The organism is Streptomyces sp. YIM 130001 (assembly GCF_003574445.1).
Lineage (GTDB): Bacteria > Actinomycetota > Actinomycetes > Streptomycetales > Streptomycetaceae > Streptomyces.
In genome coordinates, this window is the sequence record NZ_KZ984558.1 from 83530 (window position 1) to 107350 (window position 23821).

The window sequence follows — 23821 nt, forward strand, 5'->3', positions numbered from 1 at the left end:
GCTCAGCGCTGCCGACGGAGTCCGGTACGGCGATTCACGCCGTGCCGGGCTCCTTGCCGAGTACGTACAGCTCAGGAAGGTTCACCACGATGGCCTCCTGTGTGCTGCGGGCGATCACCACGACCGCCTCCTCGTCGCCGCTCGGATTCTCCTCCCGGTGCGGGACGTGCGGCGGTACGAAGATGTAGTCGCCGGGCGAGGTGCGGATCCGCACCTCCTCGGGTGTACCGCTCGAGTCGTCGAGGAACACGAACTCCGGGTGACCGGCGACGACATGGATCGCCGTCTCGGACTCGCCGTGGTGATGGTTCGACGAGGCGGTCCTCGGAGCCACATGGGTCTGGCCCATCCAGATGCGCTCGGACCCGACCGTGCCGCCGCTGATCGCGGCGAACCGCCGCATCCCCTCGCTCTGCGCCGTCCCGTCGTCGACGTCCGCCGCCCGGACGTGGTGCAACCTGGCGCGCAGAGCGCCCAGTTCACCGCGCCGGTCCGGAAGGTCGGGGTGGAAGGCGTCGTGCCCGGCGCCGGATCCGTCAGCGGGCTGATGAGAGGCCGGGGAAGGGGTGTGCGAGGTGGCCATGTGCTCCCTGCTCTGCGGGCGGGCCGACGATGTGTGCGGCGGAATGCGAGGGGTGGGCGCGGTGTTGCGACGAACGACCCGCGCCGAATGATCGTGAGTCCGGGGGCCGTCCGCGGAGCGCGATCCTGCGGTGACGGTAGAGAGCGCGGCGAATGGATGTCAAGATGTGTCCATTGCCGCCGACCTCTGTGTTCCGCCCACGGCGCCGGGCCGGACCGGGGTCATCGGCGGACCGGAAGACTTCGACCACATCGGCGTATCGGGGAGACGGTGCTCATGCAGATCTCGGCCAAGTCCGACTACGCGGTGCGCGCGCTCGTCGAGCTGGCCGCCGACAGTGCGCGACCGCTCAACTGCGAGAGCATCGCGGAGGCGCAGCAGATCCCCTTCCGCTTCCTCAAGTCGGTCTTCCGTGACCTGCGTTCGGCCGGTCTCGTGCGCAGCCAGCGCGGCTGCGAGGGCGGATACTGGCTCGGCCGCGAAGCGGACTCCATCACGGTGGCCGAGGTGATGACCGCGGTCGACGGGGCGTTCTTCACCGTACGCGGCGAGGAGCCCGGCGGGCCGGAGGCCGAGGCCTCGGTGCCCGCTCTGTGGCAGCAGGTCGAGGCGGCGGCGCGCGCGCTTCTGGGGCGTACCACGATCGGCGAACTCGCCCGGTCCGACGGGCAGTCGGCCGGCGGCCGGGACGGCGACCCGCACGCCGAGCCCGCCGCGGTACCGGCGTGAACGGCACGGACGCCGGCGACGTGGCGGAGCGCCCGACGGTCACCGAGTTCACCGACCCCGCCTGCCCCTGGGCCTGGGGCTCCGAACCCGTCGTGCGTCTGCTGCGCCATGCCCTGGCGCCCGTGGCCCACTGGCGTCGGGTGTACGGAATCCTCTTCGACGAGGACGACGACCCGGCTCCCGACCCCGCGGCGGAGGCGCGGTGGTACGACGGCTTCATCCGGGACGTCACGGCCCACACCGGCGCTCCGCGCGCCGCGGAGCTGCTCCGGCTCACCCGGAGCAGCTGGCCCGCCTCGGTCGCGGCGAAGTGTGCCGAGGCACAAGGGGAGCAGGTGGCGGACCGGGTGCTGCGTCGGCTGCGCGAGACCACCTTCATCACCGGCGAGCCTGCCGACAGCCCCGAACTGATCCGCCAGGCGCTGGTGGGTGTGCGCGGGCTCGATGTGGAGGCGCTGTTCGACGAGGTGGCGACGAGTCGGGCCCGAGAGGCTGTGCGCGCGGACCGGGCCGAGGCACGGCGCCCGCTCGCCGCCGTGCACGAGTCCGTCGGTGACGGGCCGCATCCCGGGCGGGTCAAGGAAGTTGACGCCGGTCACCGGTATGCGCTGCCCACGCTGCTCTTCGAGGGGCCGGGCGGGTTGGTGTGCGTGCCGGGGTGGCGGCCGCTCGGGGACTACCTGGACGCGGCGGCGACGGCTTTCGGTGCGGTGACGCCGTTCGTGCCGCTCGGCCCCGATGCGGCGTTGGCGCACTGGCGGAGCCTGACCGAGCCCGAACTCCGCTTGCTGACGGGGGAGGAGCAGGCTCCCGGCGGGGCGATTCCGGTGGCCACGGGGAACGGAACGCTGTGGCTGCATCCCGCGGAGGCGGCGGAACATCCGGCGCGTACGCGCTGATTCGGCCCCGCCGTTGCGGTGGCGATGCGAGTGGCCCGGGGCTGCGGCGTGCACGTGTCCGTCACCCGCCCCCACGCCCTGTCCTGCGGCCTCGTACTGCGCCGCGCGGGCGAAAGCGCAGGTCGTCGAGGTCTCGGGTGATGAGACACCTTGAGGTGTCCATTGACAGGTGGGTGATGCGGCCGTGAGGATACGAGGCATGCATCCGCTGCACCCCGGCGTCGTCTGCCGCTACGTGGACTACCGACGCACTTCCAGCGCTCTCTGTCGCTGACCCGTTCCGTCGGCCCGGCTCCGGCTTCCACGCCCCGGCCGCCGAGCGGCCCCGGCCTCACTCCGTGTGGCTGATGGTCCCGAACTCCCGGACTCGCACCCTCGCCGCAGTCCGTACGGCACTCCCGCCCGACCGCACCACCGGCGTGACTCACACGCCGTGACACCGGCATGACATCCAACAGGCCTGCCCACGCGGGTGGTTGATGCCTGCCGCGCCCTCCCTGCGCGATCCGTCCCTCGCCCCCGCCCTCCCGGCTCCCGTCGGTCTGCCCACGCGTCCCGGCGCGACCGAGAAAGGTGTGCCCCATGCCTCCGTCCCCTGCCCCGCAGGCCCCGCCGCCGGGCGCCGTCGGCGCGGACGCCCGTTCCTCGATCGCCTCCTCCTTCACATCCGGCTCAGCGCCGAGGCCGGGTCTTGGCCGGCGCTCCTTTCTCGGTCTGACCCTCGGTGCCGGCGCGGCCGTGGCCCTCACCGCCTGCGGCGGCGAAGCGACCTCGGCGTCCGGCGCCGGCGGAGGCGTCATCAAGTGGGGCTGGGACCTGCCCACTTCGTGGGACCCGGTCACGTCGTCGGCCGGCTGGGACGTGCACGGCCTCTCCCTCGTCTACGCCGGACTCACCAAGCTCGACGAGAAGGGCAGCGCGGTACCGGCACTCGCCGGCTCCTGGAAGTACAACGACGAAGGCACCACAGTCACTTTCACCCTCCGTGACGGCCTCACCTTCAGCGACGGCAGCCCGCTGGACGCGTCCGCGGTCAAGAAGAGCATCGAACGCGGCCGCGACTTCCCCAAGTCCCTGATCGCGTCCCAGCTGACCGGCGTCGAATCCGTCACCGCAGTGGACCGGCACACCGTCGAACTCCGTCTGAAAGAACCGGACTTCCAGCTGCCGTCACTGCTCGCCGGCAAGACCGGGATGATCGTCAACCCTCGCGCGTTCGAGAAGAACGCCTCCGCCCTGGCCACGAAACCGGCCGGCGCCGGCCCGTACACCCTTGTCTCCTACGTCCAGAACGACAAGGCCGTCCTGCGCCGCAACGACCGTTACTGGGACGCCGGGCACATCAGGACCCGCGACTTCGAGCTGTATCCGCTGCCGGAACCGTCGACCGTGGTGGCCTCTCTCGAGTCCGGCCAGTACAACGTCGCCCAGATACCCGGCAGCCAGGTCAAGGCGGCACGCGCGGCAGGTCTCGAGGTGCAGATCATCCCCTCCATGGTCGTCGCCGTCCTCGACGTCCACATCGGCCGTGAACCCTTCACGGACCCCGATGTGGCCCTCGCCCTCAAGTACGCCGTGGACCGTGAAGAGCTGCTGAAAACCGCCTCGTTCGGCTTCGGCGAGGCGACCCGGCAGCCCTTCCCGAAGGGGTACGCGGGCCACGATGCCGCCCTCGACGAGCTCTTCCCCTACGACCCCGCCAAGGCCAGGCAGCTGCTCGCCAAGGCCGGACACGCGGACGGACTGAAGATCACTCTGTCCGCGCAGAAGGCCGAGGGCGTCCCCGAGCTGATCCAGGCGCAACTGAAGAAGGTCGGCATCACCGCGGAGATCGAGACCATCCCCGAGGACCGCGCCACCCAGATCGTGTACATCCAGCGCCAAAAGGCCCTCTACGTCGACCAGTTCGCCGGACGCGACGCCGCCACCCAGTCGTTCCAGGTGCTGTTCGGCGAGGACGGGCTGATGAATCCGGGCCGCACCACGTCACCCGAACTGGAGAAGGCGCTGGAGAAGGTGCGGCGCACCCCGCTGGACGCCCCCGAGTACCCCGAAGTGCTGCAGAAGGCGACCGGTGTCGCGGTCCGCACCATGCCGAACGTCTTCCTCTACACGGTGCCGAGGATCCTGGCCCGCAACCCGAAGGTGTCGAAGATCCCCGAGTTCAGTGTGGTCCAGCGGTTCGAGGGAGTCACCGTCTCATGAGCGCCGCACCGGCCCTGACGGATCATCACCAGGCTGCCGTGAAAGCCCGTTCGCTGCGACGACGGGAACGGCTCGTCGCGGCACCGCGCTCCTTCGGCCGGGTCGTGATCGTCACCGCCACGGTCTTCCTGCTCGCCTCGCTGCTCACCTTCGGCCTCGGCACCCTGTCCGACGCCAATCCGGCCGCGGCCGTCCTCGGCGATCTGGCGACCGCCGACGACATCGCCCGTATGGAGGCCGAGTTCGGCCTCGACCGGCCGGCGGTGGTGCAGTACCTGACCTGGCTCGGCAGCGCTCTGACCGGGGACCTCGGAGTGTCCTGGTTCACCGGGGTGCCCGTGATGGACAGCGTCGCCCAGGCCCTTCCCGTCGACCTGTCCATCGCCGGCCTCGCCCTGCTGCTCGCCGTACTGATCGGCGGCGGCGCCGGCATCGCGGCCGCGCTCAACCACGGCGGGCCGGTCGACCGGGCGGTGACCCTGGTGTGCTCGGTGCTCGCCACCCTGCCGCCGTTCCTGATCGGCATCGTGCTGATCGTGGTGTTCGCCGTACAGTTCGGCGCCCTGCCGACCGGCGGCTATCAGCCGTTGGAGGCGGGCGCGGGCCAGTGGTTGCGCTACGCGATCCTGCCGGCCGTGGCCCTGAGCCTGGACGCCGCGGCCTCACTCGCGCGGCAGTTGCGCACCTCCCTCGTGGGCGCCCTGAGCGAGAACTACGTGACGGGCGCGCAGATGCGCGGCTTCTCCGCCCGGCGCGTGCTGTTCGGCCACGTCCTGCGCAACGCCGCCGGGCCGGCCCTGACTGTGCTCGGGATGAGCGTGCCCGTGATCCTGGGCGGCGCCGTCGTCACCGAGAAGATCTTCAACCTGCCAGGGATCGCCCAACTCTCCCTGCAGGCAGCGGAGAAGCACGACATCCCGGTGATCCAGGGCACCCTGCTCGTCACGATCGCCGTGGTCCTCGTCGCCAACATCGCCGTGAACGCGGCCCTCGCCGCCCTCAACCCGGCCTCCCGTCGCACCGGCCGCGCCCGCACCGCGACGACGGGAGGCAACGGATGAGAGTCCTGCGCCGCACCTGGCGGCTCCGCTCGGCCCGCCTCGCGCTCGCCGTCCTCGCCCTGGTCGCTCTCGTCGCCACGGCCGGCGGCGCCCTCGCACCGCACGATCCGCTCGCCCAGCACCCCACCGAGATGCTCCAAGGGCCGGGCGCGGGCAACCTGTTGGGCACCGACTACCTGGGCAGGGACGTACTGAGCCGTCTGCTCGCCGGAACCGGGCCCTCCCTGATCGGGGCCCTGGAAGCGGTGGGATCGGCCATGGTGCTCGGCATCGTGCCGGGGATCGCCTCGGTCTGGCTCGGACGCGCGGTGGAGTGGGGTACACAGCGGGCCGCCGACACCCTGATGATCATGCCGTTCACGGTCTTCGCCATCGCGGTCGTCGGAGCCCTCGGCAACGGCATGCACCAGGCGATGCTCGCACTCGGCGTGCTCTTCGCGCCGCTGTACTTCCGCGTCACGCGGGCCGCGGTACTGGGGCTCAAGCAGGCCCAGTACGTGGAGGCCGCCGAACTCATGGGCGCGACGCGCTGGTGGATCCTGCGCGTGCACATCTGGGGCAAGGTACTGCCCACGATCGCGGTCACCACCGCACAGACCATCGGCGCCGCCCTGCTCGTAGTGTCCTCGCTGACATTCCTCGGACTGGGTGTGCAGCCGCCCGCGCCGACCTGGGGCGGCATGCTCGCCTCGGATCTGGGCTATCTCGCCCAGCAGCCGTGGGCCCCGCTGATACCGGGCGTCGCCATCATGCTCACCGTCGGCGCGCTGAACATCCTGGCCGACGCGGTACGCGACAGCTCCGCTCCCGGACAGCAGGCGGGGGACCCGCCGCGGACAGCTGTCCGGAGCACAGGTGCCGAGGGGCCCGACGATCAGCACGCTCCCGTCCCGGACCGCCTTGCCGCCGAGACGGTCTCGTACGACCGCGCCGGTCATGACGCACACGCACGCACGCGCCACCACGAAGGGGAGGACGATCACCGTGTCAGCAGAGTCTGAGACGTCGGCCGGGGCGGTGCTCACCGTCGACGGCCTGGACGTCGGCGTAGGCGCCGACGCGGGCACCACGGCGGTACGGGACGTGTCCTTTCGTCTCGCGCCCGGCGAGGCACTCGCCCTGGTCGGCGAGTCCGGCAGCGGAAAGAGCCTGACCTGCCGTTCGGTCCTCGGCGTACTGCCCGCGGGGTGCCGGGTCACCTCGGGACGTATCGGGCTGACGGCGGACGGCGCGGACCGTGCCTCCGGTCCCGCTGCCGGCTCCTCGGAAAGAGTCGAGCTCACCGCATTGTCCCGACGGGACTGGGACTCGGTGCGCGGCAGGCGGCTCGCCGCCGTCTTCCAGGACCCCGCCTCGTACTTGAACCCGTCCTTGACCGTCGGCCGTCAGCTCGCCGAGCAGGTGCGGGTCGGGCTCGGCCTCTCCCGCCGGGACGCCAGGGCCCGAGCCGTCGAACTCCTCGCGGACGTCGGTCTGCACGGTCCGGCCGAGCTGTACCACCAGTACCCGCACGAACTCTCCGGAGGCATGCTGCAGCGCGTCCTCATCGCCATCGCGGTCTCCTGCACCCCGGAGATCCTGATCGCGGACGAGGCGACGACGGCCCTCGACGTGGTCATCCAGGCGGAGATCCTGGAACTCCTGCGCACACTGCGCCGGGAACAGGGACTCGCCCTGCTCCTGGTCACCCACGACCTCGCGGTGGTCGCCGACAGCTGCGACCGGGTCGTCGTCATGTACGCGGGCGAGATCGTCGAGGAAGGCCCGACCGGGGAGGTGCTCGAAGCCCCCGCCCACCCCTACACGGCCGCCCTCCTGAAGGTCGCGTCCATCGGGGAATGGGGCCGCCGGAGCCTCGACACCATCCCGGGACGCCCGCCCGAGACCGGCGCGGAACTGCCGGGCTGCCGGTTCGCCGAGCGCTGCGCGTTCGCGACCGCGCGCTGCACCGAACAGCCGGTTCCGCTACGCACCCGGCCCGACGGCCGCCGCACCCGCTGCGTCCACGACTCCGTGCCCGCGGCCGAGGGGCCGCAGTCCCGGCAGGACGAGGTACCGGCGGCCGTACGGCAGGACGCGTCCGCCGTAGCCGAGGAGGCACCCGTCTCTGCCGTGACCGAGGAGGCCCTCGCATGACCGTCGCACCCGTGGCCGGAGTCGACCGGCGGCCCGAGCGTGCCGCTGCGGACCCTGCGGCGGCGCTCCTCGAGATCGGCGGGCTCGGTGTGTCCTACGGCCGGGGCAGGCTCGGCAGGAGCCGCAGCGCCGTGCTCGACGGCGTCGACCTGAGCGTGCGGTCCGGCGAGATCGTGGGCCTCATCGGCGAGACCGGGTCAGGCAAGACGACCCTGGCCCGCGCCGCGGTCGGACTGGTGCGGCCGGACACCGGCACCGTCCGTTTCGAGGGGCGCGACCTGGTCGGGCTCGGCAGGCGTGAGCGCGCGGCTTTCCGGCGGTCGGGCCAGGTCCAGTACATGTTCCAGGACCCGCTGCGATCCCAGGATCCCGATCTGACGGTCCGGCAGATCGTCGCCGAACCACTCGCCGCGACCGGCGCGTACGACCGGCGGGAGCGTGCGGCCCGTGCGGACGAGGCGCTGAGTCTGGTGGGGCTCGACCCGGCGGCCGTGGCGACCCGTACGCCGGGCCTGATATCCGGCGGCCAGCGGCAGCGCGTCTCGCTGGCCAGGGCGGTCGTCACCCGACCACGGCTGCTGCTCAGCGACGAGCCGGTCAGCGCCCTGGACGCCTCGAACCGCAACCTGGTCCTCGGCCTCCTCGACCGACTGCGCCAGGAGCTCGACCTCGGTGTCCTGGTCATCTCCCACGACCTCAGCTCACTCGCCGGCATCGCCGACCGCGTCGCCGTCCTCTACCGCGGCCACATCGTCGAGGAGGGGCCCACGCGCGAGGTACTGGAGTCACCCAGGCACCCGTACACCGCACTGCTCACCGCGTCCGCGCCCAGCGTGCGGCGCGAACACCGGCTGCTGCCCGCGCAGTTGAGGCCGCCGGAGGGCGGGGCGCCGTGGCCGGCGGGGGAGGGCTGCGTCTTCGCCCGGCGCTGCCGGTTCGCGGACGGCAACTGCCGAACGCAGCCCGTACGACGCGCCGCACGCGGGCCGTCGACCTCCGGGGACGCGGAACCCGCACAGGACCTTGGTGTCCACGACGAGCGGTCGCGCTCCGAACCGGCGGCAGAAGTACCGCAGTCGGCGAACGGCCTCGACCTCGAATCGCCCAGCCCCGGAGGCGCCGGCCACACGGTGGCCTGTCACCACGCCGACGACTGGCGCACCCGTCTCGACTGACCGCGCGCACCGCCCGCCCGTACCCGTCACCTCCCCACCCCGGAGACCCCCGTGCCCCTCGAGTTCATCGGAATCGCCGCCACCCAGGACACCAGCGAGACCGGATCCGGCCCCAGGCCCGGCGCCGAGCCCGCGCGCGCCACCGGCGAACAGCAGTCCGCCCCCGTCCCGCCGCCCACTCGCGCCGGCACCCAGATCCAGACGCAGACCGAGACCGGCCACTCCACCGGCCCCGCGATCCAGCCCGCGTACCTGCATGAACTCGCCCGCGCACACGAGGAATCGGGATTCGACCGGGTCCTGATCGCCCACTCCTCGTCCAGCCCCGACGCCTTCACCGTCGCCGACCAGATCCTCACCCACACCGAACGCCTGGGTGTTCTGCTCGCCCACCGCCCCGGCTTCGTCTCGCCGACCGTCGCCGCCCGCAAGTACGCCACCCTGGACGCCTTCCACCCCGGACGCGTGGCCCTGCACGTCATCACCGGCGGTGACGACACCGACCAGGCGCGCGACGGCGACTTCACCGACAAGCCGACCCGCTACCGGCGCACCGACGACTTCCTCGACGTCGTCCGCAAAACCTGGACAGCCACCCAACCCTTCGACCACGAAGGGGAGTTCTACCGCGTCAAGGGCGGACTCTCGACGGTCCGCCCGGAGGTGCCCATCCCCGTCTACTTCGGCGGCGCGTCCGAGGACGCCGTTCGCGTCGGCGGCCGTCACGCGGATGTGTACGCCTTCTGGGGCGAACCGCTCGCCGGGATCGCCGAGCGGATCCGCCAGGTGCGCGCCGCGGCGGCCCCGCACGGACGCAGCCCGCGCTTCAGTGTCAGCCTGCGCCCCATCCCCGCCGCCACCGAGGCGGAGGCCTGGGAACGCGCCCGCGAGATCCTCCGCCTGACCAGGGAGCGATTCGGCGAGGCCCGCAAGGCCTTCAACCTCGACCACAGCGAACAGCGCGGCTCCCAGCGCCTCCTGGAGTACGCCGCCCAGGGTGAGGTGCACGACAAGCGGCTGTGGACCGAGATCGCCAGGACCACCGGTGCGGCAGGCAACTCCACGGCCCTGGTGGGAAGTTACGAGCAGGTCGCCGAGTCGCTGCTCGACTACGTAGGACTCGGCGTGAGTACCCTCCTCATCCGCGGCTTCACCCCGCTCGCCGACGCCCGCGACTACCGCCACCTCGTCGAACTCGTCCGCGCCGGCGCCGAGTCCGGCGACCCGGTGGCCCTCGAGGACCCCGTGGTGTCCGCATGACAGCGGTCCCTCCGAGTGCCCTGCCCACCACCTCGCACTGGGGTGCCTACCGTGCCGTGACGACCGAGCACGGGGTACGGACCTACCCGCACCCCGGCGACCCGTCGCCCTCGCCCCTGCTCGGCAACGTGTCCGGCGCCCTGCGTCACCCCACCCGGGTGCGCCGCCCGTGCGTACGCCGCGGCTGGCTCGAGGACGGCCCGGGCCCGAGCGGGGCCCGCGGACGGGAGCCGTTCGTCGAGGTGGAGTGGGACGAAGCGCTCGACCTGGTCGCCGCCGAGCTGGACCGGGTGCGAGACACGCACGGCCCGGCGGCCGTCTTCGGCGGCTCCTACGGCTGGGCCTCGGCGGGACGTTTCCACCATGCGCAGAGCCAACTGCACCGATTCCTGAGCCAGTTCGGCGGCTACACGGCCTCCCGCAACTCGTACAGCCTCGGCGCCTCACTCGTCGTGCTGCCCCATCTGGTCGGGCGCGCGGGAGCCGACGCAGTCCTGCGCGCCGCCTCCAGCTGGCCCACCATCGCCGCACGCACCGAACTCCTCGTCGCCTTCGGCGGCGTACCCGCAAAGAACGTCCACGTCACACCCGGTGGCGTCACCCGCCACCGCACACCCGACGCGCTCGCCGCACTCGCCGAGGCCGGGACCCGCGTCGCCCTCGTCAGTCCGCTCCGCGACGACCTGCCGGAGCGGATCGCCGCCGACTGGTATCCGGTCCGCCCCGCCACCGACACCGCCCTCATGCTCGGCCTCGCGCACACCCTGCTGCGCGAGGGGCTGCACGACCGCGCGTTCCTCGACCGGTACACCACCGGCTTCGACACCTTCGCCCGCTACCTCGAAGGGCGTACGGACGGCACCGCCAAGGACGCCGACTGGGCCGCAGCGCTGTGCGGAATCGACGCGGCGGACATCCGTCGGCTCGCCCGGCGCATGGCAGGCTCCCGCACCCTGATCACCGTCACCTGGTCCCTGCAGCGCACTCAGCACGGCGAACAGCCGGTGCACGCGGGCCTCGCACTCGCCGCCATGCTCGGTCAGATCGGCCTGCCCGGCGGCGGCTTCGGCCACGGCTACGGATCGATGGGCGACGTCGGCGACCACGGCCCGCAGTTGCGCCTGCCGCATCTGCCCCAAGGGGCCAACCCGGTAAGAGAGTTTATCCCCTGCGCGCGTATCGCCGATCTGCTCCTGCACCCGGGGGAGAGCTACGACTACGACGGCGAGCGCCGCACCTACCCGGACATCCGGCTCGTCCACTGGGCCGGTGGCAACCCCTTCCACCACCACCAGGACCTCGGCAGGCTTCGGCGCGCCTTCGCCCGTCCCGACACGATCGTCGTCCACGAACCGCACTGGACGGCCACGGCACGACATGCCGACATCGTGCTGCCCACGACCACCACCCTGGAACGCGAGGACTTCGGCGGCGGCCGCCGCGACACCCACCTGATCGCCATGCACCGGATCGTCGAACCGGTCGGTGAGGCCCGTGACGACCATCGCATCCTCGCCGAACTCGCCGGACGCCTCGGATTCGCCCAGCGCTTCACCGAGGGCCGTACACCCCGTGAATGGCTCACCCACCTCTACGACTCATGGAGCGCGGACCTGCGCGCACACGGCCACGAGGTGCCGGACTTCGGCACGTTCTGGAAGGACGGTGAGTACGAACTCCCCGCAGGACGCGAGCACTTCACCCTCTTCGAGGACTACCGACGGGACCCTGTCGCGCACCCCTTGGACACGCCGAGCGGCCGGATCGAGATCACCTCCGCGCGCCTCGCGTCCCTCGCCCTCGCGGACTGCCCCGCGCACCCGACCTGGCTCGAGCCGGACGCGTGGCACCGCGCCCCGGAGGCCGCCAGCCACCCGATGCTCCTGATCGCCCACCAGCCCGCCACCCGCCTGCACAGTCAGTACGACGTGGGCGACGTCAGCCTGGCCGGCAAGACCGCCGGACGCGAGACGGTCCGCCTCAACCCCACCGACGCGACGGCCCGCGGCGTCCGCGACGGCGACCTCGTACGCCTGCACAACGACCGTGGTGCCGTACTCGCCGGGGCCCGGCTCGACACCGCTGTCCGCGCAGGCGTCGCCTGCCTGCCCACGGGCGCCTGGTTCGACCCCGCCCCGGGGGACGGCCCTCCGCTGTGTGTGCACGGCAACCCCAACACACTCACCGCGGACATCCCGTCCTCCCGGCTCAGTCAGGGCGCCACCGGTCAGCACACCCTCGTCCAGGCCGAGCGGTACGAGGGCGAGCCGCCGCCCGTCACGGTCCGCGAACCACCCCCGCTGATCGGCAGCGCCACCGTGCCCCGCCACCTCCACCGGTCCACGACGCCGACCCCCGAGCCACGCGCGCCGCGTACGGACCGCCCGCCGCAGCCCACCCACGCGCCGCCCGCGCCCGAACCCCGGGAGACCCCGTGACCCACCCCGGACCCGCCACCGTCACCGCACTGCCGCCCCTCGACCTCGCGGAACTGCCCCGCATCACCCGCGAACTGGCCGCCCGAGCCGAGGAACACGACCGGGAGGGCTCGTTCCCCCACGAGGGCTTCGAACTAGCCCACACGGCAGGCCTGTTGACCGCAACGGTCGGTGTGCGGCACGGCGGCCCCGGCGCCGGTCTCGCAGACACCGTCCGCGTTCTGCGCGCCCTCGGGGCAGGCGATCCGGCGGTCGCCCTGGTCACCGCGATGACCCTGTTCGTGCACGCCGGCGAGGCCCGCACTCCCGCCTGGCCCTCCGGCGCGTACGCCCGGCTGCTGGCCGAGTCCGTCGATCGCCCCGCACTCGTGAACGCCCTGCGGGTCGAGCCCGAACTCGGCAGTCCCGTACGCGGCGGACTCCCCGCCACCACCGCGCGCCGAGCGGACGGCCGGTGGCTCCTGACCGGCCGCAAGATCTACTCGACCGGAGCCGTGGGCCTCAGCCGGATGCTGGTGTTCGCCCGCACCGGCGAGGACCCGGCGCGGGTCGGCACCTTCGTCGTACGCCCCGACGCCCCCGGCCTGACCATCGAGGAGACCTGGGACCATCTGGGACTGCGCGCGAGCCGCAGTGACGACGTCGTCCTCGACTCCGTGCCGGTGGCCGACGACGAGGTCATCGGGCTCGCGGAACCCGCAGCCGTGCCGGGGGCCAGACCTGACGCGGTCACCGGAGCGTGGAACGCACTCGGACTCACCGCCCTGTACCTCGGCGTGGCCGGTGCCGCCCGCGACTGGCTCACCGGATTCCTGCACGAGCGCGTGCCGACGTCCCTCGGCGCGCCGCTCGCCACCCTGCCCCGGTTCCAGACCGCCGTCGGCGAGATCGAGACCGAACTCGGCGGCGCCGTCACGCTGGTGGAGGCACTCGCCGCACGTGTCGACGCGGGCGATCCGGAAGCCGTCGCCCAGGCCGCACCGGCCAAGGTCCTCGGCACCCGCGCGGCGATCTCGGCCGTCGAACGCGCCCTGACCCTCACCGGTAACCACGGCCTCAGCCGCGCCAACCCACTGCAGCGCCATCACCGGGACGTGCTGTGCAGTCGCATCCACACACCGCAGGACGACTCGGTCCTCACGGCAGCCGGGCGCGCGGCGCTCGCCCGCCACCCGGCTGTCGACGCGGCCTCCGAGGAGCGCCGCTGAACGAACGCCCGCGTAAGCCCCTGCCCGACCTCCCTCCCGCACGAAAGGCGACCGTCATGACAAGCCCCGGCCGAGACGTCGAGTTCATCGGCATGATCGGCACCCAGGACGCATCCGAGACCCGGCCACCGCAAGGCCCGCTCATCGACACGGAGTACACCACCCGTTTCGCACGGGCCCACGAGGACGCCGGATTCGACCGCATCCTCATCGGCTACAGCTCCTCCCGGCCCGACGGCACCCAGGTCGCCGCGCACGTGGCCGCCCGCACCGAACGCCTCGGACTGCTCGTCGCGCACCGGCCCGGGTTCATCTCCCCGACGCTCGCCGCACGCAGCTTCGCCACCCTCGACCACTTCACCGGCGGCCGCGTCGCCGTACACACCATCACCGGCGGCAACGACACCGAACAGCGCCGCGACGGCGACTACTTGGACAAGGACGAACGCTACGACCGCACCGACGAGTACCTGGAGATCCTGCGCCGCTCCTGGTCGGCCGACGGCCCGATCAGCCACCAGGGCCGGCACTACCGCTTCGAGGACTACACGCCCGGAGTCCGCCCGCTGCGCCCCGAGGGCATCCCGCTGTACTTCGGAGGCTCCTCCGAGGCCGCCTACCGGGTGGGCGGAAAGCATGCCGACACCTTCGCCCTGTGGGGCGAACCGCTCGCCGAGACCGCCGAGCAGATCGCCTCCGTCCGCGCGGCGGCCGAAGCGGCGGGCCGCACCACACCACCGGGCATCAGCGTCTCCTTCCGGCCCGTCCTCGCACCCACCGAGGAACTCGCCTGGGAACGCGCGCACGGCATCCTCGACACCATCAAGTCCGGGCGCGGCAAGGCCTTCCTGGAGCAGGCCCGTCACCACATCGGTGGCACCGAGCCGCAGAACACCGGCTCGCGCCGGCTCCTCGCGGCCGCCGCCAAGGGCGACCTGCACGATCGTGCGCTGTGGACGCCCACCGCCGCGGCCACCGGTGCGGGCGGCAACACCACGGCTCTGGTCGGCACGCCCGACACCGTCGCGCAGGCGCTGCTCGACTACATCGACATCGGCGTGACCACGATCCTGATCCGCGGCTACGACCCGCTCGACGACGCCGTCGACTACGGCCGCCACCTGCTGCCCCTGGTCCGCCAGGAACTCGCCCACCGCGCCGCCCGGACGGCGCTCACCTCCGCCGGAAGCAACTGATGACCGACCTGCACACCGCCACCACGGGCTCCGCCGCCACGGACGCGATCGCCGCCACCAGCTGGCAGCCGCCGGCCGCCATCGCCCCGCGCGGCACCCTCGTCCTGCTGCCGGGCAGAGGCGAACACGCCCGTGTGTACGAGAGGTTCGGCCGCCGACTGGCTGTCGACGGGTACGTCGTGCACGCACTGGACTCAGCCCCCGGGCACTCGCCGGGGCAACTCGCAGCAGCGGCGAAGGACGTACTCGGTCCGGGCCCCGCCGCGCCCGTGGTCCTGGCCGGCAGTGACACGGGCGCCCTGCAGGCCCTGCACACCGCGGCCGGCGGTCACCTGACCGTGGACGCACTGCTGCTCGCGGGCACCGCCGTGCCCGCCGAACCGGAAACCGCCGCGACCGAACCCGCCGCCGCCACGGACGAAGCCTGGGACGCCGAGCTGGCGGCCCGCACGGCCTGCCCGACCCACCGGCGGGTGCTCACCGAGGACACCGCGTTCGACCGCGGGCGGCTCGCCGACGACGTGCCCGCCTCGCTGCGGTCCGACGTCACGACACGCCTCCCGGCGCTGGTCCTGCACGGCGCCGCCGACCCGGTCAGTTCCGTGGACCGGGCCCGGGCTCTCGCCGCGCGCCTGCCGGGGGCGGCCTTCGGCACCGTCCGCGACGGCCGCCACGACGTACTCAACGACATCACCCACCGAACAGCCGCGGCCACCGTCGTCCTGTGGCTCGAACGGCTGCGCGGCGGACCGGAGTCGACGCCGATCCTGACCCTCGAGTCGACCCCCGGCACCTGACCGCAGCCACCATCACCCACCGGGGAGCCGCCCTGCCGCACCGCGGCGTGCGGGCTCCCCACCGGCCGAAGGGAAGCGGCATGACCGCCACCACCCACCACCGTCCGACGCCCGCCACCCCGCTCCGTCAGACGACAGCCGACCCCGCACCGCCGGCGCCCGAGGGCGCGGAGATCCTCCGCGCCACGCTGCGCCGGCACGCGTCCGGGGTGGCGGTCATCACCGTGCCGGGCCCGGCCGGCTTCACCGCCACCTCGTTCACCTCGGTGTCCCTGCGGCCCGCCCTGGTCTCGTTCTGCCTCGGGCTCGGCGCCTCCAGCCTGCCCGCCGTCCAGAGCGCTGACCGGTTCGCCGTGCACATACTGGGCAGCGAGAACGCCGAACTGGCCGCACAGTTCGCACGCAGCGGCATCGACCGCTTCGCCGGCGTGCCCAGCGAGACACAGCCCGACGGGCTGCCGTTGCTCGGCGGCGTCGGGGCATGGCTCACCGCACGGGTCACGCTCCGCCAGCCGGTGGGCGATCACCTGCTCGTCGTGGGCGAGGTCGACTCGGGAGCGGTGACCGCGGGGGACTCCGGCCTCGTCCACCACAACGGCGCCTTCGCGACCCCGACGCCACTCGGCTGACCGGCGCGGACCGGGCGTTCGTACGCCGGGCACCACCCAGGTGTCCGGCGGCACGTCGTACCGTGGAGGACGCACACCGACCCCGAGATCCCACAGACGACAGAGGGAACGTGGACCGTCCCCGTACGAGCCGGAACCCCGACACCGCAACCGGCGCTCAAGGGGGGCCCGACGCCCCTACCCAGGAACAGCAGGAGCGCGTACTGCGCCTTGTGCACCAGGTGTTCGGCCGGGACCTACGGGGCGTCTACCTGCACGGATCGGCCGTCCTGGGTGGCCTGCGCCCGACCAGCGACCTGGACCTGTTCGTCGTGACCCGCAGGCCCGCAACAGACGCGGAACGCCGTGCCCTGGTCGACCAGTTGCTCACCGCCTCCGGAGCAGGAGGACCGCGGTCCGCGCGGCCGGTCGAACTCACGGTCGTGGTCGACTCCGACGTACGGCCCTGGCGGTATCCGCCCGTCTGCGACTTCCAGTACGGGGAATGGCTGCGCGAGGAATACGAACGCGGAGACCTGCCGGTCCGCGAACCGAGCCCCGATCTCGCCCCGTTGGTCACCATCGTGCTCCTCGGGGACCGGCCGCTGTACGGACCGCGCCCGTCGGAGATCCTCGGCCCCGTGCCTCGGGACGACCTCGCGCGGGCGATGGCCGACGGCGTACCCCAGCTCCTCGCCGAGCTCGAGGAGGACACCCGCAATGTCGTCCTCACTCTCGCCCGCATCCGCGCCACGCTGGAGACCGGCACCATCAACTCCAAGGACGTGGCGGCGAATTGGGTACTCGCGCGACTTCCCGCCCGGCACCGGGCCGTCCTCGCCCACGCCCGGGCGGTCTATCTCGGCGAGGCGGCCGAGGACTGGTCCGGGCTGCGCGACGAGCTGCGCCCGTTCGCCGCCCATCTCGTCCGGGAGATCGAGCGGGCGGCCGCACACCGCTGAGAGGCACCCCACCGATGTGCGGCCGCCGCGCATCAGTAGTGCACGCGTGCTCCGACCGCACGGTGGTCGGAATAGTCGAGGTCGCCCCGGTCCCCGTCGTCCGACAACTCCTCGTCCGCCAGGTCACCCTCGTCGAACGTGGGTACGGCCACATCGGTCATCCGGGGCTGTGCGCCGTCCGGCTTCCGGCCGAGGAGGTAGTCGACGCGGCGGTGGGACTTGGTGATCAGCGTCCACCGGTCGGCGCGGCAAGCGTCGGGATCGTCCTGCGTCGCGCAGTCCGCGTACACGGCGTCACGGAAGCCGAACCTGCCACCGATGTCGGCGTTCGCCGCCGCGTACCAGGGGTGCCAGTCCCCGCCGGTCTGCTCGTGCGCATTACTGTCACCGCCGGCCAGATACAGGTCCGTCGAGCCGTGCGTCGGGTCGGTGTCGTACTCGTCCTCGGTCAGTTCGTTGGACAGCTCACCGATGTTGGACATCGTGCACTTGCTGCCGCCGTGGCCGACCGTCGGCCAGTGGAACGACGCGGCGGTGACCGTCTTTCCCGAGACCTTGTCGCGCAGCAGGGCCTTGACGCCCTTGGTGCGCGGCTGGTTGTTGTTCACGCACTCCTTCCCGTTCCAGTTCTGGGCCTGCCATCGGTTGTCCGGCGAGGCGGACTTGAGGAGTTCCAGGCGGTCGGTGCGCCAGATCACGGCGTTCGTCTGGCGCTTCTTGTAGTTCCAGCAGTTGCCTCCGGCGCCCTCGTCGGACGGTACCGGGGCGTTCTCGGCGAGCACACCGGAGAACTTCTCGCCGAAGTGGGTCTCCATACGGTCCAGGAGGCGGTCCAACTGCGCCTTGTTGCTGAGCTGTTGGACCAGATACACGTCCGGCTTCAGTTCCTGGGTGCGCATGTAGTACATGAGGTCGTGCCAGTCGCCCGCGCACTGGGCCGGAGAAGTCTCGGTGGAGGTGGGCAGGTTCTCCACATTGGCGTCGTACACCTGCAGGAAGCCCGGCGCGTCGTTGGGCTTCGCCTCGTCGGCGGCCGCCGGAGCTTCGGCCGTGGCGCCGGTCAGCGCGGGGACCACGAGTGCGGCCGCGCCCACAGCGGCCGTCAGCCGCGGGATCCTGGACCTGGTGGCGGCCCTGCTGTCGGCCCCGTCGTCGGACCTGTTCCTGGACATGCGCATAGCGCGATTCTTCCCCCGATCCCCCTGAACGTCGGTGACGAGGGACCGCGGGTACGGCGGGCCCCTTCGCCGTGCCGTCCGCCGCAGGGGCTCCGGCGGCGGCACCCGAACGACGGTAGGGCGTGGCCGGGGGCGGTCGGAGGAATTCCGCAAAACGGGCTCCCGGCGCGCGCGGCGGGCCGAGCGCGGGCCGGCGAAGAGCGGTCGCCGGTAATCCGTTCGCAGGGGCCGCACCGGGATCACTAACGTTGTCGACGTGACGTACGAGGACCCCCTGGCCTACGCGATCGGCCTCCAAGGCGCCGCCCTGCTCCGAGCTTTCACCGGAGAGCACGACCGGGCCTTCACCCGTGCACGCGTCGACGCCGTCCGCCGGCTCCTCGACGAGCCCGCCCTGCAGGACGCGGGCGTCGAAGTGGCGCGCCTCGATCCGGTCGAGGCGTACGGCATCTGGGCGCCCACCTACGACGCCCCCAACCCCGCCTTCGACTTCGACGAGGCGCTGATCCGGGAGGTCGCCGGTGCCCGGCCCGCGGGCGTGGCGCTCGATGCGGCGTGCGGCACCGGGCGGGTCGCGGCCCTGCTCGGGAACCTCGGCCACGAGGTGGTGGGCGTGGACGCATCTCCCGAGATGCTCGCCCTGGCCCGGCGGCGGGTGCCGCGGGGCACGTTCTGGCGCGGCACGCTCCAGGGGTTCCCCGTCGACGACGCGTCCGTCGACCTGGTCACCTGCTCCCTGGCCCTGACCCACGTCCCTCAACTGGAGCCCGTACTGCGGGAGATGGCCCGGGTACTGCGTCCGGGCGGGTCGGCCGTGATCGCCGACGTCCATCCCGAGGTGGTGGCGCGCGGCGCGGTTCCGGCGGTCCGCCGGGAGGACGGCACGCCGGGCCGGGTGGCTTCGTACCGTCACCGCACGGGCGACTACCTGCGGGCCGCGCTCGCCGCCGGATTCGAGGTGCGGCGCTGCGAGGAGCCCCTGAACGCGATCGCGGCCGGGCCGGATCCGGAACCCGGTCCACCCGTCGCGAAGGGCGACCCCGGGCCTTGGGACACCTGGCCCTGGTCCCTGGCCGCTCTCGCGCCCGAGGCGGCGCGTGCGGCGACCGAGGGCGTACCGTCCATGATCCTCTGGGAGTTGGGGATGCCCGGACGCTGACGTAGGGCGCGTCGGCGGACGTTCGCCCGGCACGCCGAGAACACCTCCGGACGACCACGGCAGACTGCGGACAGGAACGAGGACGGCTGCGATGCACGAGACAGCGGCAACCGGACACGTGGCGATCGTGACCGGCGCGAACCAGGGAATCGGGGCGGCGGTCGCCCGGGCGCTCGCCGCCCGCGGCGCAGCCGTCCTGTGCACGGGACTTCCGCTGCGCGCCGCAGACGGCGGCGCACCGCAGAGCACCTACGACAAGCAGCGGGCCACGGGTCTCGACGAGGTCGTCGACACCATCCGCGCCGCCGGTGGACGCGCCGTGCCGATGGAGGCGGACCTGGCTGAGCCCGCCACCGCAGCGGCCCTGTTCGACCACGCGGAAGAGCACCTCGGACCCGTCGACATCCTCGTCAACAACGCCTCGGGCTGGGTCCAGGACACCTTCACGCCCGATCCCGTCGACCGCTTCGACCGGGTACTGCGCCCCGTCACCTCCGCCACCTGGGCCCAGCAGTTCGCCGTCGACGCGCGGGCACCCGCGTTGCTGATCGCCGAACTCGCGCGCCGACACCTGGAACGCGGCGCGGACTGGGGCCGGATCATCGGCCTCACCTCCGGCGGCGACCTCGGCTTTCCCGGCGAGGTGTCCTACGGCGCGGCGAAGGCCGCACAGACCGACTACACACTGTCCGCCGCGGTCGAACTGGCCCCGTTCGGGATCACCGCCAACGTCGTCCACCCGCCGGTCACCGACACCGGCTGGGTCACGGACGAGGTGCGGCGGTTCGTCGAGGCCAGCACCACCCATTTCCATGTCGCCGAACCGGACGACGTGGCCCGCACCCTCGTCCACCTGGCCTCCGACGAGGCAGCCTTGATCACGGGCAACGTCATCGTCCTGCGCTGAACCCCGTGGCCCGGCGCCTGCCCACCCTCGTCACGCCGGGGACGTCAGCCCGTGATGGACTGGGGACCCATGGGGACACGCAAGAGCCGGATCATCGGGGTACTGAACGCCTTCCACGCCGCCCGGCCCTGGGACCACAACGCGCACTTTCACCGATGGATCCTGCGCACCCTGCCCCGACGATTCGACCGCGCCCTCGACGTCGGGTGCGGCACGGGAGACCTGGCCCGCGCCCTGGCCGCACGGGCCGGTGCCGTGGACGCGCTCGACGCCGACGCGGACACGGTGGCCCGGGCCCGCGCGCTCACCCCGTCGTCGTCCCCGGTCACCTACACCGTCGGCTCGGCGCCCGAGGGACTGCCTCCCGGTCCCTACGACGTCATCACCTGCGTCGCGGTCCTCCACCACCTCCCGTTCACCGAGTCCCTGCAGCGCTTCCGCGCGGAACTCGCGCCGGGCGGCACCCTCGTCGTGGTCGGGCTCGCGCGGCCGGAGACCGGCGCGGACCGGGCACGGGATCTGACGTCGGCGGTGTCGAACGTAGCGATGGCCCTGGTCAAGAACCGTGGACGCAAGGTCCCGCGTCCCGCGGCCATGACCGCACCGGTGAAGCCGCCGACGATGACGCTCGCCGACATCAGCCGCGAGGCGGAACGAGTCCTGCCCGGAGTGCGGGTACGCGGCCGGCTGTTCTGGCGCCACACCCTGGTCTGGCACGCGGAGACGAGCGGATCCGCGCATCGGTCGCTGTGAGAAGGCGCGCGGCGTCCGTCCGGACCCTGGTGCGGCACGCGCCCTATTCGCGCAGGAACTTGAGCACCGCGAGGACCCGGCGGTTGTGGTCCTGCGAGGCCGGCAGCCCCAACTTGCCGAAGACCGCGGCCACATGCTTCTCCACCGTGCCCGCCGATACGTGCAGAGCGCCGGCGATCGCCGTGTTCGAACGGCCCTCCGCCATCAGCGACATGACGTCCTGCTCCCGGTCCGTCAGGGTGTCCACCTCGGCCGCGCGGCGCCCGGCCGCCGCCAGACGCGTCACCACCTCCGGATCGAGCGCCGTGCCGCCCGCCGCGACCCGGTCGAGGGCGGACGTGAACTCCGCGATGTTCGCGACTCGTTCCTTGAGCAGATAGCCGACCCCGGACGAGCCGTCCGCGAGCAGTTCGGTCGCGTACTTCGTCTCCACGTACTGGGAGAACAACAGGACGCCGGTGTCCGGGAGTTCACGGCGGACGGCGATCGCCGCCCGCAGTCCCTCGTCGGTGTGGGTGGGCGGCATCCGGATGTCGACGACCGCCGCGTCCGGCCGGTGACGGGTGACGGCGGCACGGAGCCCGTCCGGCTCACCCACCGCGGCACACACCTCGTATCCGCGGTCCGTCAGCATCTGGACCAGCAACTCCCGCAGCACAGCTGCGTCCTCGGCGATCACCACGCGCATGGCGGCATGCTCTCACGCAGGCGTCGGCGTACCGTCCGCGCACGGCCTCGGGCGGTCACGCGTGCGGCGGCAGGTCGACCGTGACCACGGTGGGCCCGCCCTCGGGACTCGAGAGGTCGAGAGTGCCGTCGACGGTACGCACCCGCTGCCGCAACCCGGCGAGCCCGCCGGCCGGGTGCGACCGTGCTCCGCCGTGACCGTCGTCGCCGACCCGGAGCCGCAGCGTCCCGTCCGGCCGGCGCACCGCCGACACCGTGGCCCGGGCCGCACCGCTGTGTTTGATGACATTGGCAAGCAGCTCCGCCGCACAGAAGTAGGCGATCGTCTCGATCGCCGGCGAGGGCCGCTCCGACACCTCCACCGTCAGCTCGACGGGCACCGAACTGCGCGACGTGAGCGAGGCGAGCGCGTCGGGCAGACCGTCGTCGAGGACCGGCGGATGCAGCCCCCTGGACAGGTCGCGCAGCTCGGTCAGCGCGGCGGTGGCGTTCTCCCGGGCGCCGTCGACCAACCGGCGCACCGGCCCCAGGTCGGGCGCCTGGCCGGCTGCGAGCTTGTCCTTGATCATGTCCAGACTCAGCGCCAGCGCCACGAGACGGACCTGAGCGCCGTCGTGCAGATCCCGTTCCAGACGACGCAGCAGCGCCGCCGAGTCGTCGACGGCGAGCGCCCGAGTCTCCTCCAGGTCACGGACACGCTCGGCCATGGCGCCCGGCCCGAGCAGCGCCCGTACCAACCGGATGTCCACCCGGGCCACCGCCCGCGTGAGCCAGGGCGCGATCAGCAGCAGGACCGCACCGAAGACCACCCCGAGGAGCGCGCCGCCGAAACTGTGGACGACGGGAAAGCCGCCGAAGGGCAGCGGAGTCGGCAACCCGAGCCCGCCGTCGCTGCCGCGCTGCCCGGGAACGAACCAGCGCACGGGCGACGCCACATTCGCCAGCCCCACCACCCACCACGCCACGCCGTACAGTCCGCACAGCGCGAGCGGGAGCTTGGCCAGGACGTAAGCGACCTGCCGCCAGGCATTCCCGTCCCGCAGTCGTGCGTCCACCCGGCCGAGCAGACCGAGCCCCGGCGGCGCGCGGAACGCGGGCGCGGGAGCGGTCCGTTCACCGATGAGCCGCCCGGCCAGCTCGCGGTGCACCGCGCCCAGGCCACGCGCGAGCACCGTCGCCAGAGCCAGCAGGACCAGCCCGAGCACCGCCCCGACCATGGACAGCGCGAAGCCGAGGCCCAGCGCGAGGAGTACGAGCACCAGCACCGCCCCGGCGACACCCACCGGTGCACCGATCAGGCAGTACACCGCCTCTCGCCAGGACCTCGCCCGCAGCGGCATCCGGAGCGGCTGCAGGAACCGCGGGCCGCGGGACGGTCGCGGCGGCGGCGAGGCGGGTGGATCGCTCGTCGCGGACGCAGCACTGAGCATGCCGCCCTCCGCCTCGGGGCGCCCACTCGGCACCGGTCCGCCCCCGCCCTCGGAGCCGCCTCGTTCAGACGTCACGGCGCACCGGCATCCGTCCGCTCACACCGAGCGAGGTGCGGGACGGCACTGCGCCCGGCCTTGAAGCCCCGGGCATCGAGCAGCGCGCCACCTCCTGCAGCAGCCGTCGCACTGGGGCGTACCGGCGGCCCCGGGTCAGGGTCCGGCCGGAGTCCGGGGCATCGAGTCCCACGAGCCTGCGGAGTGGGGCGGATGTCCCGGCGCCGTTCGGGCCGAGGAAACCGGTCACCCGCCCTAGTGGAAGCTCGAGGCCGAGTGGCTCGACGGCCGTCGTGGCGCGATGGTGCGCGGTCGGCTCGCGGACGGAGATCATCGCCGCCGCCAGGAGGGCTGCGGGGTTTGCGCGGAGGTGAGCATGCCTCACACGTTAGGCAG

The 23821-nt window shown here is 72.7% G+C and carries 22 protein-coding genes; 17 read left to right on the forward strand and 5 right to left on the reverse strand.

Annotated elements, in window-relative coordinates; all coding sequences use genetic code 11:
* Positions 1 to 34: 34 nt before the first annotated feature.
* Positions 35 to 583: a cupin domain-containing protein gene (locus tag DSC45_RS20295; RefSeq protein ID WP_119292991.1), complete on the reverse strand. Its 549-nt coding sequence runs from the start codon at positions 581 to 583 to the stop codon at positions 35 to 37.
* A 276-nt stretch (positions 584 to 859) separates the two neighbouring features.
* Between DSC45_RS20295 and DSC45_RS20300 the strand changes: the two genes are divergently transcribed.
* The 14 genes from DSC45_RS20300 (at position 860) to DSC45_RS20365 (ending at position 17257) form a co-directional block, all read left to right on the forward strand.
* A complete protein-coding gene (locus DSC45_RS20300) occupies positions 860 to 1312 on the forward strand; it encodes an RrF2 family transcriptional regulator (protein WP_119292993.1) in 453 nt (150 codons plus the stop codon).
* Positions 1309 to 2211, forward strand: coding sequence for a DsbA family oxidoreductase (locus DSC45_RS20305; protein ID WP_240434747.1), 903 nt, complete (start codon positions 1309 to 1311; stop codon positions 2209 to 2211). Before DSC45_RS20300 ends, DSC45_RS20305 begins: the two co-directional genes overlap by 4 nt.
* Before the next feature lie 582 nt (positions 2212 to 2793).
* Entirely contained in the window at positions 2794 to 4416 is a 1623-nt protein-coding gene (locus DSC45_RS20310) for an ABC transporter substrate-binding protein (RefSeq protein WP_119292995.1), read from the forward strand.
* A complete protein-coding gene (locus DSC45_RS20315; protein ID WP_119292997.1) occupies positions 4413 to 5477 on the forward strand; it encodes an ABC transporter permease in 1065 nt (354 codons plus the stop codon). Before DSC45_RS20310 ends, DSC45_RS20315 begins: the two co-directional genes overlap by 4 nt.
* Positions 5474 to 6478, forward strand: coding sequence for an ABC transporter permease (locus tag DSC45_RS20320; RefSeq protein WP_119292999.1), 1005 nt, complete (start codon positions 5474 to 5476; stop codon positions 6476 to 6478). Before DSC45_RS20315 ends, DSC45_RS20320 begins: the two co-directional genes overlap by 4 nt.
* Positions 6462 to 7613 carry an ABC transporter ATP-binding protein gene (locus tag DSC45_RS20325; RefSeq protein ID WP_240434748.1) on the forward strand — a complete coding sequence of 384 codons (1152 nt, stop codon included), beginning with the start codon at positions 6462 to 6464 and terminating at the stop codon, positions 7611 to 7613. Before DSC45_RS20320 ends, DSC45_RS20325 begins: the two co-directional genes overlap by 17 nt.
* Entirely contained in the window at positions 7610 to 8788 is a 1179-nt protein-coding gene (locus DSC45_RS20330) for an ABC transporter ATP-binding protein (RefSeq protein WP_119293003.1), read from the forward strand. The genes DSC45_RS20325 and DSC45_RS20330 overlap by 4 nt, the downstream gene beginning before the upstream one ends.
* 51 nt (positions 8789 to 8839) lie before the next feature.
* Positions 8840 to 10048 carry an LLM class flavin-dependent oxidoreductase gene (locus DSC45_RS20335; protein WP_205571380.1) on the forward strand — a complete coding sequence of 403 codons (1209 nt, stop codon included), beginning with the start codon at positions 8840 to 8842 and terminating at the stop codon, positions 10046 to 10048.
* On the forward strand, positions 10045 to 12486 hold the full coding sequence (locus DSC45_RS20340) for a molybdopterin-dependent oxidoreductase (RefSeq protein ID WP_119293005.1): 2442 nt from the start codon (positions 10045 to 10047) through the stop codon (positions 12484 to 12486). The genes DSC45_RS20335 and DSC45_RS20340 overlap by 4 nt, the downstream gene beginning before the upstream one ends.
* Positions 12483 to 13694, forward strand: coding sequence for an acyl-CoA dehydrogenase family protein (locus DSC45_RS20345; protein ID WP_119293007.1), 1212 nt, complete (start codon positions 12483 to 12485; stop codon positions 13692 to 13694). Before DSC45_RS20340 ends, DSC45_RS20345 begins: the two co-directional genes overlap by 4 nt.
* Before the next feature lie 56 nt (positions 13695 to 13750).
* A complete protein-coding gene (locus DSC45_RS20350; protein WP_119293008.1) occupies positions 13751 to 14890 on the forward strand; it encodes an LLM class flavin-dependent oxidoreductase in 1140 nt (379 codons plus the stop codon).
* Positions 14890 to 15687, forward strand: a complete 798-nt coding sequence (locus DSC45_RS20355; protein WP_119293010.1) for an alpha/beta hydrolase — start codon at positions 14890 to 14892, stop codon at positions 15685 to 15687. Before DSC45_RS20350 ends, DSC45_RS20355 begins: the two co-directional genes overlap by 1 nt.
* Before the next feature lie 80 nt (positions 15688 to 15767).
* The gene (locus DSC45_RS20360; RefSeq protein WP_119293012.1) at positions 15768 to 16316 is read left to right on the forward strand and encodes a flavin reductase family protein; all 549 of its coding nucleotides are present in this window, start codon (positions 15768 to 15770) and stop codon (positions 16314 to 16316) included.
* Positions 16317 to 16426: 110 nt separating this feature from the next.
* Complete coding sequence (locus DSC45_RS20365; RefSeq protein WP_119293014.1) at positions 16427 to 17257, forward strand: aminoglycoside adenylyltransferase family protein; 831 nt, start codon at positions 16427 to 16429, stop codon at positions 17255 to 17257.
* A 32-nt stretch (positions 17258 to 17289) separates the two neighbouring features.
* Here the strand turns inward: DSC45_RS20365 and DSC45_RS20370 are convergent, their stop codons facing one another.
* The gene (locus DSC45_RS20370) at positions 17290 to 18429 is read right to left on the reverse strand and encodes a hypothetical protein (RefSeq protein WP_162929284.1); all 1140 of its coding nucleotides are present in this window, start codon (positions 18427 to 18429) and stop codon (positions 17290 to 17292) included.
* A 262-nt stretch (positions 18430 to 18691) separates the two neighbouring features.
* Between DSC45_RS20370 and DSC45_RS20375 the strand changes: the two genes are divergently transcribed.
* The 3 genes from DSC45_RS20375 (at position 18692) to DSC45_RS20385 (ending at position 21254) form a co-directional block, all read left to right on the forward strand.
* Positions 18692 to 19594, forward strand: coding sequence for a class I SAM-dependent methyltransferase (locus DSC45_RS20375; protein WP_119293018.1), 903 nt, complete (start codon positions 18692 to 18694; stop codon positions 19592 to 19594).
* Positions 19595 to 19685: 91 nt separating this feature from the next.
* Complete coding sequence (locus DSC45_RS20380) at positions 19686 to 20501, forward strand: SDR family NAD(P)-dependent oxidoreductase (RefSeq protein ID WP_119293020.1); 816 nt, start codon at positions 19686 to 19688, stop codon at positions 20499 to 20501.
* A 69-nt stretch (positions 20502 to 20570) separates the two neighbouring features.
* Positions 20571 to 21254, forward strand: a complete 684-nt coding sequence (locus DSC45_RS20385; protein WP_119293022.1) for a class I SAM-dependent methyltransferase — start codon at positions 20571 to 20573, stop codon at positions 21252 to 21254.
* 43 nt (positions 21255 to 21297) lie between these two features.
* Here the strand turns inward: DSC45_RS20385 and DSC45_RS20390 are convergent, their stop codons facing one another.
* The 3 genes from DSC45_RS20390 to DSC45_RS36930 all read right to left on the reverse strand — a co-directional run bounded on the left by DSC45_RS20390 (position 21298) and on the right by DSC45_RS36930 (position 23759).
* Positions 21298 to 21942 carry a response regulator transcription factor gene (locus DSC45_RS20390; RefSeq protein ID WP_119293024.1) on the reverse strand — a complete coding sequence of 215 codons (645 nt, stop codon included), beginning with the start codon at positions 21940 to 21942 and terminating at the stop codon, positions 21298 to 21300.
* 55 nt (positions 21943 to 21997) lie between these two features.
* Positions 21998 to 23371, reverse strand: a complete 1374-nt coding sequence (locus tag DSC45_RS20395; protein ID WP_240434749.1) for a sensor histidine kinase — start codon at positions 23369 to 23371, stop codon at positions 21998 to 22000.
* Positions 23372 to 23435: 64 nt separating this feature from the next.
* Positions 23436 to 23759: an ATP-binding cassette domain-containing protein gene (locus DSC45_RS36930; protein WP_346426667.1), complete on the reverse strand. Its 324-nt coding sequence runs from the start codon at positions 23757 to 23759 to the stop codon at positions 23436 to 23438.
* Positions 23760 to 23821 lie beyond the last annotated feature (62 nt).